The organism is Pseudomonas sp. MBLB4123 (genome assembly GCF_051904775.1).
Taxonomy (GTDB): Bacteria; Pseudomonadota; Gammaproteobacteria; order Pseudomonadales; family Pseudomonadaceae; genus Aquipseudomonas; species Aquipseudomonas benzenivorans_B.
On the sequence record NZ_CP196711.1, the window covers coordinates 3,527,188 to 3,544,246 of the forward strand.

A 17,059-nucleotide genomic window follows, 5' to 3' on the forward strand; every position below is an offset into this window, starting at 1 on the left:
GTCAGTGCTTCTCCGCGGGCGCGGCAGCCGATGCTGCCTTGGGCGCCTTCTTCTTGAACATTTCCAGCATGCGCCGGGTGACCAGGAAGCCACCGAACACGTTGACCGCGGCCAGGGCCACGGCCAGGGTGCCCATGGCCTTGCCCAGCGGGGTCACGGTCAGGGCCGCGGCCAGCATGGCGCCGACGATGACGATCGCGGAAATCGCGTTGGTCACCGCCATCAGCGGGGTGTGCAGGGCCGGGGTGACGTTCCACACCACGTGGTAGCCGACGTAGATCGCCAGCACGAAGATGATCAGGTTGTAGATGCCATCGGAAATCAGATCCATGTCCCTGCTCCTTAGCCGTTGTTGCGCACGACTTGGCCGTCGCGGCACATCAGGCACGCGGCGACGATGTCGTCTTCGAGGTTGAGGTGGAACTGGCCGTCCTTGTCGATGACCAGCTTGAGGAAGTCCAGCAGGTTGCGCGCGTACAGCGCCGAGGCATCGGCCGGCACCATGGCGGCCAGGTTGCTGTGGCCGACCAGGGTCACGCCGTGCTGGATGACCACCTGTTCGGCGACCGTCAGCGGGCAGTTGCCGCCCTGGGCCGCGGCCAGGTCGATGACCACCGAGCCCGGCTTCATCTGCTCGACGGTGCTCTCATGGAGCAGCGTCGGTGCCTTACGACCCGGAATGAGGGCAGTGGTGATGACGATATCGGCCTGCTTGGCGCGCTCGTGCACCGCCTTGGCCTGGCGCTCCATCCACGACTGCGGCATCGGCCGGGCGTAACCGCCGACGCCCTGGGCGCACTCGCGCTCCTCGTCGGTCTCGAAGGGCACGTCGACGAACTTGGCGCCGAGGGACTCGATCTGCTCCTTCACCGCCGGACGCACGTCGGAGGCCTCGATCACCGCGCCCAGGCGCTTGGCCGTGGCGATGGCCTGCAGGCCGGCGACGCCGGCGCCGAGGATCAGCACGCGGGCGGCCTTCACCGTGCCGGCGGCGGTCATCAGCATGGGCATGAAACGCGGGTAGTGGTTGGCCGCGAGCATCACGGCCTTGTAGCCGGCGATGTTGGCCTGGGACGACAGCACGTCCAGGCTCTGGGCGCGGGAGGTGCGCGGCGCGGCCTCCAGGGCGAAGGCGGTGATGCCGCGGGCGTTCATGCGCGCGATGGTCTCGTCGCTGAACGGGTTGAGCATGCCGACCAGCACGGTGCCGGTCTTCATGTGCGCCAGTTCGGCGTCGGTCGGCGCCACCACCTTGAGCACCAGGTCGGTGCCGAAGGCTGCGGCGTCGCTGCCGATGGAGGCGCCGACTGCCGCGTAGGCGCTGTCCGGGATGCTGGCGCTGACCCCCGCGCCGCTCTGTACGGTTACCTGATGGCCTTGGCCGATCAGCTTCTTGATGGTCTCCGGCGTCGCGGCTACCCGCGTCTCGCCGGCTTGGGTTTCGAGAGGAACACCGATGTGCACTTCTTTTCTCCTGCGTGATCTTTTTAGTGAACCGGCGCACTACGGATGGCACGCGGGCAATGGGGAGGATCAGCACAAACCCACCCTAGCAGATGCTGCTGCGAGGGCAGGGCGCGGCATTTTGCAGGCGAAGCGCGGGGGCTTCAAGGCGTTCTGGAGTAAAACCTGGCGATAACTACAGGTCACGCTTTGACTTCATGGCCAGTTTTCCCGGGCGAGCCCTGCTGCACCGGCGCCTGCGGATCGATTAACGGGTTTTGCGGTGGCTATCGGTATCCTCGACATGAATCAGGGTTCATCACTCTGCCGGCTGTCTCGTCCGTACAGGGTCCGCCCCACGGGTTGCTAGGGCTGGACGCGGATGCCGCGACGAAGAGCAGGGCTGGCAAAGGGTAACTCAGCGAGTAGGGCTGTAGCCTGCAAGATAATTGACTACGGGGTCAGCTCTGCTGCAGGACGGAGCCTAGCGGCCCCGCGGCGTCGGCGATGGCGTTATTGGCAAAAAGAATGTCGCCGCGCCAGGGGCGAGCTACATGCCCAGGGTCGGCGCGAGGCGCTATTACAGGCCGTTGGCCGCGGCATATTGCCGCGCCTCGGCCACCAGCCAGTCGCGCAGGCGCTGCAGGGCGGCGGACTCCACCTTGCGTTCGGGTATCACCAGGTAATACGCCTTGTCGCTGCGGCAGGCATGTTCCAGGGCCAGCACCAGGCGGCCCTCGGCCAGCTCGCGCTGGATCAGGAAGGGCGGGATCAGCGCCACGCCCATGTCGTGCATGGCCGCCTGGGCCAGCATGGAGAACAGCTCGTAGCGCGGCCCGCCGAGGTCCCGCGGCACGCTCAGCCCCAGCGAGGCGAACCACTGGCGCCAGGCATAGGGGCGGGTGGTCTGCTGCAGCAGCGGCAGCCCGGCGATCGCCTCGGCGCCGAGGCTGGTGCGGCCGCCGAGCAGGGCCGGGCTGCACACCGGCATGGCGTTCTCGCGCATCAGCGGGTGGGCGGCGGTGCCCGACCAGTCGCCGTCGCCGAAGTAGATGGCCGCGTCGAAGTCGGTGTCGGCGAACAGGAAGGGCCGGGTGCGGTTGGTCAGGTTGACCGTGACCTGCGGGTGCAGACGCTGGAAGTCCTTGAGGCGCGGCAGCAGCCACTGGGTGCCGAAGGTCGGCACCACCGCCAGCTCGATGCTCATGGCCCCCTGCTGGCCCATCACCGCCAGGGTGTCGCGTTCCACCGCGTCGAGTTGGGCGGCCACCCGCCGGGCATAGGCCAGCCCGGCCTCGGTCAGCTTGACGCCGCGCCGCGAGCGGCGGAACAGCTCGACGCCGAGAAACTCCTCGAGGCCGGCGACCTGGCGGCAGATGGCGCTCTGGGTCAGCGCCAGCTCCTCGGCGGCCTTGGTGAAGCTCTGGTGGCGGGCGGCCGACTCGAAGGCGACCAGGGCGGCGGTGCTGGGGATCTTGCGACGCATTTGTGCGGCACCCTCACTTTGTTTCGCATTCTTAGGCGTTAAAGGCCGTTACGAAGTGAGTTTATCGCACAGTTAGGTGCGAATAACTCGTTTGCCCGCAGCGCCTGGCAGGCCTAGGATCGACCGATACCCGCGTGGCTGGGGCGCCGCCGCTCCCGTCCCGCCGCTTCACCGACCCGACTCGAGGTGTTTCCCCATGGCCAAGGCAAGCTTCAACTGGATCGACCCGCTGCTGCTCGACCAGCAACTGACCGAAGAAGAGCGCATGGTGCGCGACAGTGCCCAGCAGTTCGCCGCCGACAAGCTGGCCCCCAGGGTGCTGGAGGCCTTCCGCCACGAGCACACCGATCCGGCGATCTTCCGCGAGATGGGCGAGACCGGCCTGCTCGGCGCCACCATCCCCGAGGCCTACGGCGGCAGCGGCCTGAACTACGTGAGCTACGGCCTGATCGCCCGCGAGGTGGAGCGGGTCGACTCCGGCTACCGCTCGATGATGAGCGTGCAGTCCTCCCTGGTGATGGTGCCGATCTTCGAGTTCGGCAACGAGGCGACCAAGCAGAAGTACCTGCCCAAGTTGGCCAGCGGCGGGCTGATCGGCTGCTTCGGCCTGACCGAACCGAACCACGGCTCCGACCCGGGCGCCATGGTCTGCCGGGCGAAGAAGGTCGAGGGCGGCTACCGCCTGTCCGGCAGCAAGATGTGGATCACCAACAGCCCGATCGCCGATGTGTTCGTGGTCTGGGCCAAGGACGACGCCGGCGAGATCCGCGGCTTCGTGTTGGAGAAGGGCTGGGCCGGCCTCTCCGCCCCGGCCATCCACGGCAAGGTCGGCCTGCGTGCGTCGATCACCGGCGAGATCGTCATGGACAACGTGTTCTGCCCCGAGGAAAACGCCTTCCCCGAGGTGCGCGGCCTCAAGGGCCCCTTCACCTGCCTGAATTCCGCCCGCTACGGCATCAGCTGGGGCGCCCTGGGCGCCGCCGAGTTCTGCTGGCACACCGCCCGCCAGTACACGCTGGACCGCCAGCAGTTCGGCCGCCCGCTGGCCGCCAACCAGCTGATCCAGAAGAAGCTGGCCGACATGCAGACCGAGATCACCCTGGCCCTGCAGGGCTGCCTGCGCCTCGGCCGGATGAAGGACGAGGGCACCGCCGCGGTGGAAATCACCTCGATCATGAAGCGCAACAGCTGCGGCAAGGCCCTGGACATCGCCCGCCTGGCCCGCGACATGCTCGGCGGCAACGGCATCAGCGACGAGTTCGGCGTGGCCCGCCATCTGGTCAACCTGGAGGTGGTCAACACCTACGAGGGCACCCACGACGTGCATGCGCTGATCCTCGGCCGCGCCCAGACCGGCATCCAGGCGTTCTTCTGACGCCCGATGGGTTACGCCGCCCTGCGGCCAGCCCACCCTGCGCCCGTTGCCGTTTCCAGCTCTTCACGAGGTCTACCCATGTCCGGCGCCCTGTCCCATATCCGTGTACTCGACCTGTCCCGCGTACTCGCCGGGCCCTGGGCCGGGCAGATCCTCGCCGACCTCGGCGCCGAGGTGGTCAAGGTCGAGCGCCCCGGCAGCGGCGACGACACCCGCCACTGGGGCCCGCCCTACCTCAAGGACGCCCAGGGCGAGAACACCAGCGAGGCGGCCTATTACCTCGCGGCCAACCGCAACAAGCAGTCGCTGACCCTGGACTTCACCCAGGCCGAGGGCCAGCGCATCGTCCGCGAGCTGGCGGCCAAGGCCGACATCCTCATCGAGAACTTCAAGGTCGGCGGCCTGGCGGCCTACGGCCTCGACTACCAGAGCCTCAAGGCGCTCAACCCGCGGCTGATCTACTGCTCGATCACCGGCTTCGGCCAGCACGGCCCCTATGCCAAGCGCGCCGGCTACGACTTCATGATCCAGGGCCTGGGCGGGCTGATGAGCCTGACCGGCCGCCCCGAGGGCGAGGAAGGCGCCGGGCCGGTCAAGGTCGGCGTGGCCCTGACCGACATCCTCACCGGCCTGTACTCCACCGCGGCCATGCTCGCCGCCCTGGCCAGCCGCGAGCAGACCGGCGAGGGCCAGCACATCGACATGGCCCTGCTCGACGTGCAGGTGGCCTGCCTGGCCAACCAGGCGATGAACTACCTGACCACCGGCACGCCGCCCCGGCGCCTGGGCAACGCCCACCCGAACATCGTGCCGTACCAGGACTTCCCCAGTGCCGACGGCGATTTCATCCTCACCGTCGGCAACGACGGCCAGTTCCGCAAGTTTTGCGAGGTCGCCGGCCTGACGGCTTTGGCCGACGACCCGCGTTTTTCCACCAACCAGGCTCGCGTGGCCCATCGCGCCGAGCTGATCCCGCTGATCCGCCAGGCCACGGTGTTCAAGACCACCGCCGAATGGATCGCCCAGCTGGAGGCGGCCGGGGTGCCCTGCGGGCCGATCAACGACCTGGCCCAGGTGTTCGCCGATCCCCAGGTGCAGGCCCGCGGCCTGCGCGTCGAGCTGCTCCACCCGCTGGCCGGCAGAGTGCCCCAGGTGGCCAGCCCGATCCGCCTGTCGGCCACCCCGGTGCAGTACCGCAACGCGCCGCCGCTGCTCGGCGAGCACAGCGAGCAGGTGCTGCAGCGCTGGCTCGGACTGGACGCCGAGCAGGTCGCCGCCCTGCGTCGCGCCGGGGTGGTCTGAGCCGTCTCAGCCCGGCTGGCCGTCGACCCGCGGCTGGCAGAACAGGCCGGCGTAGTGGCGCAGGAACAGGGCGAAGCCCAGCAGCCAGCAGGCGCCGGACAGCCACAGCCCGGCGGCCGGCAGCCAGGGCACCAGCAGCACCCGCAGCAGGGCCGCCAGGTGCAGGCTGGCGAAGACCCAGGTCATGGCCGGCGCCGGCTGCAGCGGCCGGCCGGTGTGGCCCAGGCTGACCCGCGCCAGCATCGCCAGGATCATCCCGCCGACCGCGCCCACCGCCAGGGCGTGATAGCCCAGGCTGGCCTGCGGCTGCAGGCCCAGGTGCCAGAGCGCCAGGCCCAGTGCGGCCAGCGCCAGCCAGGCATAGGCCAGGTGCTGCGACCACAGCAGCGGCACGCGCCAGATGCCGGGGGCGTACCAGCGCCGCAGGCGCAGGCCGTGCAGCAGTGCCAGGGCCAGCAGCGGCAGCGCCAGCCAGGGCCGTGGCTGCAGGCCCAGGCCGGCGGCCAGCAAGGCGGCGATCAGCAGCGACAGCAGCAACACCAGCAGGTCCAGGCGCGGCTGCGGCGTCGTGGCCTGCAACTGGCCCAGGCCGCGCTGGGTGAAGAAGGGAATCACCCGGCCGCCGATCAGCCCGACCAGGCTGCCGATCAGCCACAGCCCGGTGAGCGCGCCGCGCCGCTGCAGGGCCTCGTCGCCCAGGGCCAGGCCCTGGAGCAGCAGGTATTCGCAGGCGGCGAGGGCCAGCAGCACGCCGACTATGGGGTAGTTGCGCCGCTGCCGTGCCGCCCACAGCTGGCGGCCGAGCGACAGGGCCAGCAGCGGCAGAAAGGGCAGTTGCAGCGCCAGCAACAGCGGCAGCGGCGCCCCGCCCAGCCAGGCCAGGCGCGCCGCCAGCCACAGGCCGAACAGCGCCGCCAGTGGCCGTCCGGCCAGGCCCGGGCGGCCGGTCCAGTTCTGCACGGCGGTCAGCAGGAAACCGGCGATGATCGCCACGCCGAAGCCGAACGGCAGCTCGTGGCGGTGCCAGGCCAGGCTGCCGCCGACCGGCTGCCAGGCACCCAGCCAGCCCTGCAGTGCGGCCAGCCACAGGCTCAGCGCCAGCACGGCGAAGACCGCGCCGCCGAGGAAGAAGGGGCGAAAACCCAAACGCCAGAGCGGCGCGATGGCCAGCGCCTGAGCGCGATCATGCAGCAGCACAGCAGGGGCCCTCCAAACGCATGAGACGGTGCTGCGCCGCCAGGCGCAGCACATAGCCGAGCTTGAGCAGACTCGGGCCGAGGATCACCAGGCTGTGGGCGGCCACCTGAGCGGGCAGGCCCAGGTGGCCGTCCAGGCCGTAGGCGCCGAACAGGCCGGCCAGCAGCAGCGCCCGCTCGGGGCAGTCGAACAGAGTCATCATGCTTGCCTCCCGGGCCAGGGCCCCTTGGCTTAACTGTCCAGCGCGGCGGCCGGGCCGAAGAACTCGTAGTGGCTCTGGCTGGCCGGCACGCCCAGCTCGGCCAGATGGCGCTTGACCATCGCCATGAACGGCTTGGGCCCGAGGAAGTAGGCGTCCAGGTCGCGCTCGGCCGGCAGCCAGGCGTCCAGCTGCTCGCGGCTGAGCAGGCCCTGGGCGTCGGCCGCATCGCCCTCGCGCGGTTCGCTGTAGCACACGTAGTGTTTCAGCTGCGGGTGCTCGATGGCCTGGCCCGCGACCCAGTCGCCGAAGGCATGCACCCCGCCGTGGCGGGCGCAGTGGATGAAGTGGATCGGCCGGCCGCTGGCGCGCGCCGCCTCGAGCATGCTCAGCGCCGGGGTGATGCCGACGCCGGCGCTGATCAGCACCAGCGGCTTGCTCGACGGCCGCAGCACGAAATCGCCGGCCGGGGCGAACAGCTCCAGGCGCCCGCCGACCTGCAGGCGGTCGTGCAGGTAGTTCGACACCCGTCCGCCGGGCTCGCGCTTGACGCTGATGCGGTATTCGCGGCCGTTGCCCAGGGCCGACAGCGAATAGTTGCGGCGCAGCTCCTCGCCGTCCAGCCACAGGCGCAGGCCGATGTACTGGCCGGGCTGGAAGTCCAGCAGCGCACCGCCATCCTCGGGGGCCAGGTACAGCGAGACGATCTCCTCGCTCTCCACAACCCGGCGCGCCAGGCGGAAGCCGCGGGCACCGCGCCAGCCGCCGGGGGCCTCGGCATTGGCGGCGTAGGCCTTCTCCTCGGCGCCGATCAGCAGCTCGGCCAGCTGGCCGTAGGCGGCGGCCCAGGCGTCGATCACCGCGTCGGTGGCGATCTCGGCGCCGAGCACCTCGCGGATCGCCCGCAGCAGGCAGCTGCCGACTATCGGGTAGTGCTCCGGGAGGATCTGCAGCGACACGTGCTTGTTGACGATCTGCCCGACCAGCGGGCCGAGGGCCTCGAGCCGGTCGATATGCCGGGCGTACATCAGCACCGCGTTGGCCAGGGCCCGTTGCTGTTGGCCGCTGGCCTGGTGGGCCTGGTTGAACAGCGCGCGCACCTCGGGGTATTCGGCGAACATCAGCTGGTAGAAGTGGCGGGTCAGGGCCTCGCCGCCGCTTTCCAGCAGCGGCACCGTGGCTTTGATCAGGGTGCGGTGGTCGGCGCTGAGCATCGGTGATATTCCTCTGGGCTGGGGCGGCGCCTGGCGCAGTGGGCCGGGCGGGCGTGGCGTGATAACGTGGTTGCACCCTGGCTATCGCAGGACTCGTGCCAGGATTTATTTCCTTTATTTTCAATGACTTATTTATATTGCTGTCTTTATGACAGCGATGCTCGAAGAGTCTTAATGACTCGATGTGGTCCTTATGACAGCAAATGCCCTGCTCACCGCGTTGATCCCGCTGGTCGCCGACCTGTCCCGCGAGCTGCCCGAGGCCGAGCGCTACCGGCGCCTGCTCGAGGCCCTGCGCCAGTTGCTGCCCTGCGATGCGGTGGCCCTGCTCAGGCTCGACGGCGAGGTGCTGGTGCCGCTGGCGGTCGAGGGCCTCAGCGCCGACACCCTCGGCCGGCGCTTCAAGCTGGCCGAGCATCCGCGCCTCAAAGCCCTGCTGGAGCGCCGCGGGCCGACCCGCTTCGCCGCCGACTGCGGCCTGCCCGACCCCTACGACGGCCTGGTGGAGGGCCACCAGGGCCAACTGGAAGTGCACGACTGCCTGGGCTGTCCGCTGTACCTGCAGGAGCGCCCCTGGGGCCTGCTGACCCTGGATGCCCTGGACCCGGCGCGCTTCGGCAGCGTCGACCTGGACAGCCTGGCGGCCTTCGCCAGCCTGGCCGCGGCCACCGTGATGGCCAGCGAGCGGATCAACGGGCTGTTGCGCCGGGTCGAGGACGAGCACCGCCTGGCCGAGGTCTACAAGCAGGCGGCCGACCAGCATCCGGCCCGCGAGCTGGTCGGCCAGAGCGCCGCGCACAAGCGGCTGTTGCAGGAGATCGCCCTGGTCGGCGACAGCGAGCTGACGGTGCTGATCGGCGGCGAAACCGGGGTCGGCAAGGAACTGGTGGCCGAGGCCATCCACGCCGCCTCGCCACGGGCCCAGCGGCCGCTGATCAGCCTGAACTGCGCCGCCCTGCCCGACACCCTGGTGGAGAGCGAGCTGTTCGGCCACGTGCGCGGTGCCTTCTCCGGGGCGCTCAGCGAGCGCAGCGGCAAGTTCGAGCTGGCCGACGGCGGCAGCCTGTTCCTCGACGAGGTCGGCGAACTGCCGCTGGCGGTGCAGGCCAAGCTGCTGCGGGTGCTGCAGAGCGGCCAGCTGCAGCGGGTCGGCTCGGACCGCGAGCACCGGGTCAACGTGCGGGTGCTGGCGGCGACCAACCGCGACCTGGCCGAGGAGGTGCGCGCCGGACGCTTTCGCGCCGACCTCTACCACCGCCTCAGCGTCTACCCGCTGCGGGTGCCGGCGCTGCGCGAGCGGGGCCGCGACGTGCTGCTGCTGGCCGGATTCTTTCTCGAGGAGAATCGCGCGCGCCTGGGGCTGCGCAGCCTGCGCCTGGGCGGCGATGCGCAGAAGGCCCTGCTGGGCCACGACTGGCCGGGCAACGTGCGCGAGCTGGAGCACCTGATCGGCCGCGCCGCGCTCAAGGCCCTGTCGGCCTGCGCCGAGCGTCCGCGCATCCTCAGCATCGACGCCGCGGCGCTGGACCTGCCCGGCAGTCAGGAACCGCGCGAGGTGAGCGCGCCGGCGCCGGCCCAGGTGTCCGCCGGCCTGCCGCTGCGCGCCGCCGTGGATGCCTACCAGAAGCAGCTGATCGGCGCGGCCCTGGCCCGTCACGCCAACAAGTGGGCCGAGGCCGCCCGCGAACTGGGGGTGGACCGCGCCAACCTGCTGCGTCTGGCCAGGCGCCTGGGCCTGAGGTAAGCGGGCGCGGCTTTACTTTATATATGGCTATCCATATATTCTGACGTCCATATATGCCGTCGGCGATAGCCGCGCCACACTCTGCGAGATCGCCATGCACGAACCCCTGACGCCGCCGGCCCTGTTCAAATGTCTGGCCGACGACACCCGCGCGCGGCTGATGCTGCTGATCGCCGGCGAGCAGGAGCTGTGCGTGTGCGAGCTGACCTGGGCCCTGGCCGAGAGCCAGCCGAAGGTCTCGCGGCACCTGGCGCAGCTGCGCGCCGCCGGCCTGTTGGCCGACCGGCGCCAGGGCCAGTGGGTCTATTACCGCCTGCATCCGGCCCTACCGGACTGGGTGCGGACGCTGCTGCACGGCACCCTGGAGGCCAACCGGCCCTGGCTGCGCGCCGCCGAACACCGCCTCGCCGCCATGGGCGAGCGCCCCCAGCGGCTTTCCGCCTGCTGTTAATTCCGTCCCGTCCATACGAGAGAACGACATGAGCATCAAAGTAGGTATCAACGGCTTCGGCCGCATCGGTCGCCTCGCCCTGCGCGCCGCCTGGGACTGGCCCGAGCTGGAGTTCGTGCAGATCAACGACCCGGCCGGCGATGCCGCCACCCACGCCCACCTGCTCAATTTCGACTCGGTGCACGGCCGTTGGCGGCACGAGGCGGGCAGCGACGGCGACGGCCTGCTGATCGGCAACAAGCGCATCCCGGTCAGCGCCAACAAGGCCATCGCCGACACCGACTGGAGCGGCTGCGACCTGGTGATCGAGGCCAGCGGCAAGATGAAGACCGTCGCCGTGCTGCAGGCCTATCTGGACCAGGGCGTGAAGCGCGTGGTGGTCAGCGCCCCGGTCAAGGAGGCCGGCGCCCTCAATGTGGTCATGGGGGTCAACCAGGACCTGTTCGACCCGGCCGCGCACCGCATCGTCACCGCCGCCTCCTGCACCACCAACTGCCTGGCGCCGGTGGTCAAGGTGATCCACGAGGCACTGGGCATCCGCCACGGCTCGATCACCACCATCCACGACCTGACCAACACCCAGAGCATCCTCGATCAGCCGCACAAGGACCTGCGCCGCGCCCGGGCCAGCGGCATGAGCCTGATCCCCACCAGCACCGGCTCGGCCACCGCCATCGCCGAGATATTCCCGGAGCTGCGCGGCAAGCTCAACGGCCATGCGGTGCGCGTGCCCCTGGCCAACGCCTCGCTGACCGACTGCGTGTTCGAGGTCGAACGCGCCACCACGGTGGCGGAGGTCAACGCCCTGCTCGAGGCCGCCGCCGCCGGCCCGCTCCAGGGCATCCTGGGCTACGAGGAGCGGCCCCTGGTGTCCATCGACTACCGCAGCGACCCGCGCTCCTCGATCATCGACGCCCTGTCGACGATGGTGGTGGGGGGCACCCAGGTCAAGCTGTACGCCTGGTACGACAACGAGTGGGGCTACGCCAACCGCACCGCCGAGCTGGCGCGGCTGGTCGGCCTGGCCGGCTGATCGCGACTCCCGGCGCCGGCGCACCGACTATGGGGTCGGCCGCCGTACGCCCCAGCCTACGGTGGCCCCGCAGGATGGGTTGAGCGCAGCGATACCCATCGTAACTGCCCATGCACAGGACGCCTTGAATGCACGCCTTGTCCCGCCTGGCCCCCGAGGTCCGCCAGTATCTGCTGGTGACCGGCAACTACTGGGCCTTCACCCTCACCGACGGCGCCCTGCGCATGCTGGTGGTGCTGCACTTCCACGGCCTGGGCTACTCGCCGCTGCAGATCGCCGCGCTGTTTTTGTTCTACGAACTGTTCGGCGTGGTCACCAACCTGGTCGGCGGCTACCTGGGCGCGCGCCTGGGGCTCAATCGCACCATGAACCTCGGCCTGGCCCTGCAGGTGCTGGCCCTGCTGATGCTCACGGTGCCCGGCGCCTGGCTGGGCATGGCCTGGGTGATGGCCGCCCAGGCCCTGTCGGGGATCGCCAAGGACCTCAACAAGATGAGCGCCAAGAGCGCCATCAAGCTGCTGGTGGCCGATGGCGGCCAGGGCCGGCTGTACCACTGGGTGGCCCTGCTGACCGGCTCGAAGAACGCCCTCAAGGGCGTCGGCTTCTTCCTCGGCGGCGCGCTGCTGGCCCTGCTCGGCTTTCGCGGCGCGCTGCTGGCCATGGCCGCGGTGCTGGCGCTGATCTGGCTGGGCAGCGTCGTCAGCCTCGGCCGCGACCTGGGCAGGGCCCGCGCCAAGCCGAAGTTTCGCGAGCTGCTGTCCAAGAGCCGGGCGATCAACGGCCTCTCGGCCGCCCGATTGTTCCTCTTCGGCGCCCGCGACGTATGGTTCGTGGTGGCCCTGCCGGTGTACCTGAGCACGGTGTTCGGCTGGGACTTCTGGCAGGTGGGCGGCTTTCTCGCCCTCTGGGTCATCGGCTACGGCCTGGTGCAGACCCAGGCGCCACGGGTCACCGGCACGCGCCGCGGGCGCCTGCCCGACGGCCGCGCCGCCTGTGCCTGGGCCCTGGCCCTGGCCGGGCTGCCGGCGGCCATCGCCCTGGGCCTGCAGGGCGGACTGTCGGCCGAGGCGGTGCTGCTGGGCGGCCTGCTGGCCTTCGGCGCGCTGTTCGCGGTGAACTCCTCGCTGCACAGCTACCTGATCGTCTCCTACGCCCGGGAGGACGGGGTGTCGCTGGACGTCGGCTTCTACTACATGTCCAACGCCCTCGGCCGCCTAGTCGGCACCCTGCTCTCCGGCTGGGTCTACCAGGCCCACGGCCTGGCGGCCTGCCTGTGGATCTCCAGCGCCTTCGTGCTGCTGGCGGCGCTGATCTCCCTGGCCCTGCCGCGGCACGCCACGGACGGCTAGAGAGCGAATCCCTGCCGCAGAACGACGAAAGGCCCAGGTTTTCACCTGGGCCTTTCGCTTGAGATGGCGCATCCGGCGGGATTCGAACCCACGACCCCTCCTTCGGAGGGCAATGCGGTACAGGTATTTAGGTTGGCGGCAAAGGTTCAAAAGTGCCTCTAAGTACCGTCCTGAAAGGCTTTGGCCTTATCTCGCTGCCTGCAGTATATAGCTCTTAGCGGTATCTAAGGGTGGTTATCTAGGGCACAAAAAACGAAATTGGCCCCAGCGATTTTGACACCTAGCCAGCCCCTAGCTCGTCCTCCCACCTTCTCACCGAACCTGAATTTCGACAAAGCGGCTGGCGGCCTAGGGACAGCGACTTAGCCCAGCATGGTCATAGGTATTAACACTATCAGTAAGGCCTGCCGCTTTGGGCTTCCCCCGCGTCCACACAAACCCGTTTTGCTGCCCTCTGCTGTTGCTTTTACATGTAGGCAACCCAGGAGTGCGTAAGCCCCAACGTTAGCAATGCTTTTCTGGTGGGAGACTCTACCCTCGCAGGGGCCAAGGCTGTGCAAGATGCGTCGAGGTTAGTGCGGCAGCTAGCTCACTCGCCCTTGGCGTTTATCTCGGCGGAGACCTTGCCAAACGACTCCCAGTGGCCAACCAGCTCATCCACGCGATCAGGAATGCGCGGTGACTTACTGAGCACAAGACAGCGGGTTGTGCCCACATACTCCTCAAGGAGGTAGAGCGTATCCCCAACGTCGACGCCCATTTCCTGCAGAACGTCGTCGGGCAGGCGAATGGCGCCATCGCCTTCCCAGTCCTCGATCACCACATAATGTTTCATCGTGACTCCAGAAGCCGGTTGGATGAGGTGTCTGCAAGGGGAGGCGGCGGCAGGCCGCTGCCAACTCAGTCCTGCGGCGCAGGCCGGCAGCATAGCAAAGAGCGGGCAGGCTCAGAGAGTGGTAACGAACGCGCCGATCCAGCCACTGCTGCCGGCGGGCGAAAACTCACCCAAGCAGCTCAACTGCGCGAGCACCCGAAATGGGGCGTCAGGAATGCGCACAATCGATTCAGACCACGAACAGAGCGATACCAGATGCCAGGCACTTACCCGCCGCATGACGCGCCAAATGACGCTACAATCATGCCATATGTCGCACGTGGAGAAATGCGCTATGGTTTCCGCCGACACTCGCACCCGCAAGGCGGCATCCGCCGCCCGTAAGCCAACGGAATACCTTTTCCAAAGTGATTCTGACCAGCTCAGTCCGGTCATGGTCTACAGGCTCACGGTCAAAGGCTTCGACCTGAAAGACGTGCAAGACATGCTTGCGATTTCTGATCTGTATTCGACGAAGAAGATCATGAGTCGCATTGTGGGCAAGTCCATCAGGACGATCCAGCGCCAGGGCAGCAAGCAACCAGCACACCTCAATTCCCAACAGAGCGCCGTGGCCTTCCAGTACGCGAAGGTGCTGGAGCACGCGATCAATGTGTTCGGTACTCAGAAGTTGGCCGAAGAATGGCTAGGGCGCCCTTGCAAGTATCTGGACGGCGACGTGCCGCTGGACGTTATCGACAATCCGATGGGGTTTCAGGCAGTCGAGGATTATCTGGAGCGCATCGAGTACGGGGTCTATCAGTGAACCCACTTCCCTGGTCTGGCTCATGGTACGCATGGCGCCTCGACCGCGAGCTCTACAAGGACACCTGGGACAGTGGCATGGGTGCCCACAAGCTGGGTGGCCGCTGGAACCCTCCGGGGCGAAACGTTGTGTACGCATCGGCAGACCCCGCAACCGCCATCCTGGAGGTGGCGGTGCATGTCGGCTTCGATGCGCTGGATACGGTTGCGCATGTGCTCACATGCTTCGAAGTGCTCGATCATAGCCTTATCAAGGTCGTACAGCCCGAAGATGTTCCCAATCCTATCTGGCTGACGAGTGCATCCGCTTCACCTAACCAGCAGAAGTTTGCAGACGCCCTGCTGGCCGAGCATCCGTTCGTACTGATCCCATCCGCCGTCACTCGCCACTCTTGGAACTTGCTTGTCAGTCGCGAGCTGGCCGAGGGCAGGTATCGAATGATCAGCCAAGAGCGCTTCGGCCTGGATACGCGACTCGTTAAGGTCTGAGCGGCTTGGCACTGGCTGAGCCAGCAGTGTCTTTCAGGTGAATGCCCTCAGATTGCGTGACAGCTCTTCACGTAGCCGTAGCACCAGGACGTGTACCGGCCAGAACAACAGGCCCTACCTGTTCCCCTGATTGACAACGCCCCAGCCTACGGCACAGCAACCAAGCCAGTGAAAGCTCACTTGGGTTTTAAACTGACGCCGCTCTTTTGGAGTAGGAAACGACGGAATACCGCAGGGAAATACAAATATTTCCATGCCACATCCAGCTATTCCACAGACAGGACATCGAGACTGTGCTCTATAGCCACCGTGGCTGCGCTGGATTGCCGCAGGATGCCAGTGGCAGTCCCGCAAAAACCACTGAGCCACCACATCCGCTCACTGGAACCTCTTCGCCGAACTAGCCAAATACACCCAGGTTACGGCAGATCCCTCCGCCAAATCGCCGATATCCAGCGTGCGCCCCCGGAATAAATCGCGAAACCTCGACTGGGCTGGCCTTTCACTCACTCTATTCGGAATGACGCAGCCCCTGCCGGCTATTAAATGGGGCCACCTTCCAGGACAAATACGTATCATGAGGCAGCGGGTTCGCTTGGTAAGCTCGTGCTCAGAAAACCCTTGTCAATGTGGCCGTCATGGAAGAAAGCGCGCAGCAGCGTTCAGAACGCTATGTATCCGCCCGCAGCCAGCACCCCGCGTGGCTTTTGCTCGCCTCGCGTCGTGCTCCGCTCGTATTGGGTTGCCTGCGGACACTTTTCGAGCGGGCGCACGATGGGATCCCCATGGAGGATGCGCTGCAAGCGCTGTCCGAAATGCTGGCTGCTTATGCCAGCCAGGAGCTTTACGAGATCGACCCGGATGCAACGCATCTCCAAGCAGGTCGTGAACTTCGTGAATGGATCAAGCGGCGTCTGGTCGTAGAACGAGAGGGCCGTATCTACGCCACCGACGCGTTGGAGTCCGCCATCCAGTTCGTCGATTCGCTGGATAGCCGGATCATGACCTCCACGGCATCTCGCCTTTCGGTGGTCCAGCGCGAGATCGAAAACCTGGAAACGGGTCTGAACCCCAGCCCAACTGGCCGTATTGCCAGCCTGCGCCGCCGAATCCAGGATTTGGAGCACGAGCTAGCGCAGGTAGAAGCTGGCCACGTAGTCGTGCTGGATGAAGCGCAGGCGATAGAGGGCATACGCGAGGTATATAACCTGGCCACCAGCCTGCGCGCGGACTTTCGACGAGTTGAAGACTCTTGGCGCGAGGCGGATCGCGCCCTTCGACACTCCATCATCAGTGAGCAGTCTCACCGTGGAGAGATCGTCGATCGGTTGTTGGATGGGCAAGATGCTCTACTCAACACACCGGAGGGGCGTGTCTTCGAAAGCTTCCAGCAGCAACTGAGGCAGTCCGCTGAGCTGGAGGCCATGCGTGAGCGCTTGCGCACCATCCTTCGTCACCCAGCGGTTCCAAAGGCGCTGAATCGTCCACAGCAACGTGAGCTACGTTGGCTGGCGTTACGCCTGGTTCGGGAGTCGCAGGCTGTGCTCCAGGCGCGCGCCCGAAGCGAGCGCGATGTCCGCGGCTTCATGAAGACGGGGCTGGCCGCCGAGCATCATCGCGTCGGACAGTTACTCAACGACTTCTTCAATCTAGCGCTCAGCGTCGACTGGCAACGTCAGTCAGAACGCCGGAAGCCTGCATGTTTACCACCAGTTGGCGTAGCCATTACCGGTGTCCCGGCAATCGAGCGTCTCCGCTTCAAGACTCTGGATGACGATGATACGGGCGAGCTGGATCTGAGTTTGAAGCCTGCGGTGTTGGAGCAGATTGATGATGACTTCTGGGATGCCTTCGACGGGCTGGATCGTGAAGCGCTGATTCATGACACCCTGGCTGTGCTGGTGGAGCAGGGTCGCCCTGTGAGCCTCGTGGAGCTTGCGTCTTTGCTTCCACCTACTCACGACTTGGAAACCTTTGCGCTCTGGCTGGCGATGGCACGCGAGGCAGGTATCGAGGTGCTGACAGAGGAGCGTCAGCTTGTGGAGCTAGTTGACGAGGATGAGCAACGCTGGCGCTTCAATCTGCCTTATGTCGGACTCGACCACGAGGCACTCAAGGACATCGATTGGGAATTGTGA

The 17,059-nt window shown here is 67.1% G+C and carries 16 protein-coding genes; 9 read left to right on the forward strand and 7 right to left on the reverse strand.

What is annotated here, in order from left to right:
* Position 1: 1 nt before the first annotated feature.
* The 3 genes from ACSX1C_RS16345 to ACSX1C_RS16355 all read right to left on the reverse strand — a co-directional run bounded on the left by ACSX1C_RS16345 (position 2) and on the right by ACSX1C_RS16355 (position 2,929).
* Positions 2 to 331 carry an NAD(P) transhydrogenase subunit alpha gene (locus ACSX1C_RS16345; protein ID WP_439887014.1) on the reverse strand — a complete coding sequence of 110 codons (330 nt, stop codon included), beginning with the start codon at positions 329 to 331 and terminating at the stop codon, positions 2 to 4.
* Between the two features lie 11 nt (positions 332 to 342).
* Positions 343 to 1,464, reverse strand: coding sequence for a Re/Si-specific NAD(P)(+) transhydrogenase subunit alpha (locus ACSX1C_RS16350; RefSeq protein WP_439887015.1), 1,122 nt, complete (start codon positions 1,462 to 1,464; stop codon positions 343 to 345).
* Positions 1,465 to 2,023: 559 nt separating this feature from the next.
* On the reverse strand, positions 2,024 to 2,929 hold the full coding sequence (locus tag ACSX1C_RS16355; RefSeq protein WP_439887016.1) for a LysR family transcriptional regulator: 906 nt from the start codon (positions 2,927 to 2,929) through the stop codon (positions 2,024 to 2,026).
* Positions 2,930 to 3,125: 196 nt separating this feature from the next.
* On the opposite strand from ACSX1C_RS16355, the gene ACSX1C_RS16360 reads away from it, so the two are divergent.
* Both ACSX1C_RS16360 and ACSX1C_RS16365 read left to right on the forward strand, forming a co-directional pair.
* Positions 3,126 to 4,304, forward strand: coding sequence for an acyl-CoA dehydrogenase (locus ACSX1C_RS16360; protein WP_439887017.1), 1,179 nt, complete (start codon positions 3,126 to 3,128; stop codon positions 4,302 to 4,304).
* 78 nt (positions 4,305 to 4,382) lie between these two features.
* The gene (locus ACSX1C_RS16365; RefSeq protein ID WP_439887018.1) at positions 4,383 to 5,606 is read left to right on the forward strand and encodes a CaiB/BaiF CoA transferase family protein; all 1,224 of its coding nucleotides are present in this window, start codon (positions 4,383 to 4,385) and stop codon (positions 5,604 to 5,606) included.
* A gap of 6 nt (positions 5,607 to 5,612) precedes the next feature.
* Here ACSX1C_RS16365 and ACSX1C_RS16370 read toward each other — a convergent pair whose 3' ends face one another.
* The 3 genes from ACSX1C_RS16370 to hmpA are packed head-to-tail and all read right to left on the reverse strand — an operon-like array spanning position 5,613 to position 8,216.
* A complete protein-coding gene (locus tag ACSX1C_RS16370) occupies positions 5,613 to 6,803 on the reverse strand; it encodes an NnrS family protein (protein WP_439887019.1) in 1,191 nt (396 codons plus the stop codon).
* Entirely contained in the window at positions 6,790 to 7,005 is a 216-nt protein-coding gene (locus ACSX1C_RS16375; RefSeq protein WP_439887020.1) for a transmembrane sensor/regulator PpyR, read from the reverse strand. The genes ACSX1C_RS16370 and ACSX1C_RS16375 overlap by 14 nt, the downstream gene beginning before the upstream one ends.
* 29 nt (positions 7,006 to 7,034) lie before the next feature.
* Positions 7,035 to 8,216, reverse strand: coding sequence for an NO-inducible flavohemoprotein (gene hmpA, locus ACSX1C_RS16380; protein WP_439887021.1), 1,182 nt, complete (start codon positions 8,214 to 8,216; stop codon positions 7,035 to 7,037).
* 193 nt (positions 8,217 to 8,409) lie between these two features.
* Here hmpA and norR point away from each other — a divergent pair, with 193 nt between their 5' ends.
* The 4 genes from norR to arsJ all read left to right on the forward strand — a co-directional run bounded on the left by norR (position 8,410) and on the right by arsJ (position 12,793).
* The gene (norR, locus tag ACSX1C_RS16385) at positions 8,410 to 9,960 is read left to right on the forward strand and encodes a nitric oxide reductase transcriptional regulator NorR (RefSeq protein WP_439887022.1); all 1,551 of its coding nucleotides are present in this window, start codon (positions 8,410 to 8,412) and stop codon (positions 9,958 to 9,960) included.
* 94 nt (positions 9,961 to 10,054) lie between these two features.
* Positions 10,055 to 10,411 carry a metalloregulator ArsR/SmtB family transcription factor gene (locus tag ACSX1C_RS16390; RefSeq protein WP_439887023.1) on the forward strand — a complete coding sequence of 119 codons (357 nt, stop codon included), beginning with the start codon at positions 10,055 to 10,057 and terminating at the stop codon, positions 10,409 to 10,411.
* A gap of 28 nt (positions 10,412 to 10,439) precedes the next feature.
* Positions 10,440 to 11,444, forward strand: a complete 1,005-nt coding sequence (locus ACSX1C_RS16395) for an ArsJ-associated glyceraldehyde-3-phosphate dehydrogenase (protein ID WP_439887024.1) — start codon at positions 10,440 to 10,442, stop codon at positions 11,442 to 11,444.
* Between the two features lie 128 nt (positions 11,445 to 11,572).
* The gene (gene arsJ, locus ACSX1C_RS16400) at positions 11,573 to 12,793 is read left to right on the forward strand and encodes an organoarsenical effux MFS transporter ArsJ (protein ID WP_439887025.1); all 1,221 of its coding nucleotides are present in this window, start codon (positions 11,573 to 11,575) and stop codon (positions 12,791 to 12,793) included.
* Between the two features lie 589 nt (positions 12,794 to 13,382).
* On the opposite strand, the gene ACSX1C_RS16405 is transcribed toward arsJ, so the two are convergent.
* The gene (locus ACSX1C_RS16405) at positions 13,383 to 13,628 is read right to left on the reverse strand and encodes an AbrB/MazE/SpoVT family DNA-binding domain-containing protein (RefSeq protein WP_439887026.1); all 246 of its coding nucleotides are present in this window, start codon (positions 13,626 to 13,628) and stop codon (positions 13,383 to 13,385) included.
* Positions 13,629 to 13,962: 334 nt separating this feature from the next.
* Here ACSX1C_RS16405 and ACSX1C_RS16410 point away from each other — a divergent pair, with 334 nt between their 5' ends.
* The 3 genes from ACSX1C_RS16410 to ACSX1C_RS16420 all read left to right on the forward strand — a co-directional run bounded on the left by ACSX1C_RS16410 (position 13,963) and on the right by ACSX1C_RS16420 (position 17,059).
* Positions 13,963 to 14,433, forward strand: a complete 471-nt coding sequence (locus tag ACSX1C_RS16410) for an antitoxin Xre/MbcA/ParS toxin-binding domain-containing protein (protein WP_274304743.1) — start codon at positions 13,963 to 13,965, stop codon at positions 14,431 to 14,433.
* Positions 14,430 to 14,921, forward strand: coding sequence for an RES family NAD+ phosphorylase (locus ACSX1C_RS16415; RefSeq protein WP_439887027.1), 492 nt, complete (start codon positions 14,430 to 14,432; stop codon positions 14,919 to 14,921). Before ACSX1C_RS16410 ends, ACSX1C_RS16415 begins: the two co-directional genes overlap by 4 nt.
* Positions 14,922 to 15,559: 638 nt before the next feature.
* A complete protein-coding gene (locus tag ACSX1C_RS16420; protein ID WP_439887028.1) occupies positions 15,560 to 17,059 on the forward strand; it encodes a DUF3375 domain-containing protein in 1,500 nt (499 codons plus the stop codon).

Coding starts and splice junctions, on each gene's coding strand:
- ACSX1C_RS16345 (WP_439887014.1), bottom strand. CDS start 331: ATGGATCTGATTTCCGATGGCATCTACAACCTGATCATCTTCGTGCTG.
- ACSX1C_RS16355 (WP_439887016.1), bottom strand. CDS start 2,929: ATGCGTCGCAAGATCCCCAGCACCGCCGCCCTGGTCGCCTTCGAGTCG.
- ACSX1C_RS16360 (WP_439887017.1), top strand. CDS start 3,126: ATGGCCAAGGCAAGCTTCAACTGGATCGACCCGCTGCTGCTCGACCAG.
- ACSX1C_RS16365 (WP_439887018.1), top strand. CDS start 4,383: ATGTCCGGCGCCCTGTCCCATATCCGTGTACTCGACCTGTCCCGCGTA.
- ACSX1C_RS16375 (WP_439887020.1), bottom strand. CDS start 7,005: ATGATGACTCTGTTCGACTGCCCCGAGCGGGCGCTGCTGCTGGCCGGC.
- hmpA (WP_439887021.1), bottom strand. CDS start 8,216: ATGCTCAGCGCCGACCACCGCACCCTGATCAAAGCCACGGTGCCGCTG.
- norR (WP_439887022.1), top strand. CDS start 8,410: ATGACAGCAAATGCCCTGCTCACCGCGTTGATCCCGCTGGTCGCCGAC.
- ACSX1C_RS16390 (WP_439887023.1), top strand. CDS start 10,055: ATGCACGAACCCCTGACGCCGCCGGCCCTGTTCAAATGTCTGGCCGAC.
- ACSX1C_RS16395 (WP_439887024.1), top strand. CDS start 10,440: ATGAGCATCAAAGTAGGTATCAACGGCTTCGGCCGCATCGGTCGCCTC.
- arsJ (WP_439887025.1), top strand. CDS start 11,573: ATGCACGCCTTGTCCCGCCTGGCCCCCGAGGTCCGCCAGTATCTGCTG.
- ACSX1C_RS16405 (WP_439887026.1), bottom strand. CDS start 13,628: ATGAAACATTATGTGGTGATCGAGGACTGGGAAGGCGATGGCGCCATT.
- ACSX1C_RS16410 (WP_274304743.1), top strand. CDS start 13,963: ATGGTTTCCGCCGACACTCGCACCCGCAAGGCGGCATCCGCCGCCCGT.
- ACSX1C_RS16420 (WP_439887028.1), top strand. CDS start 15,560: ATGGAAGAAAGCGCGCAGCAGCGTTCAGAACGCTATGTATCCGCCCGC.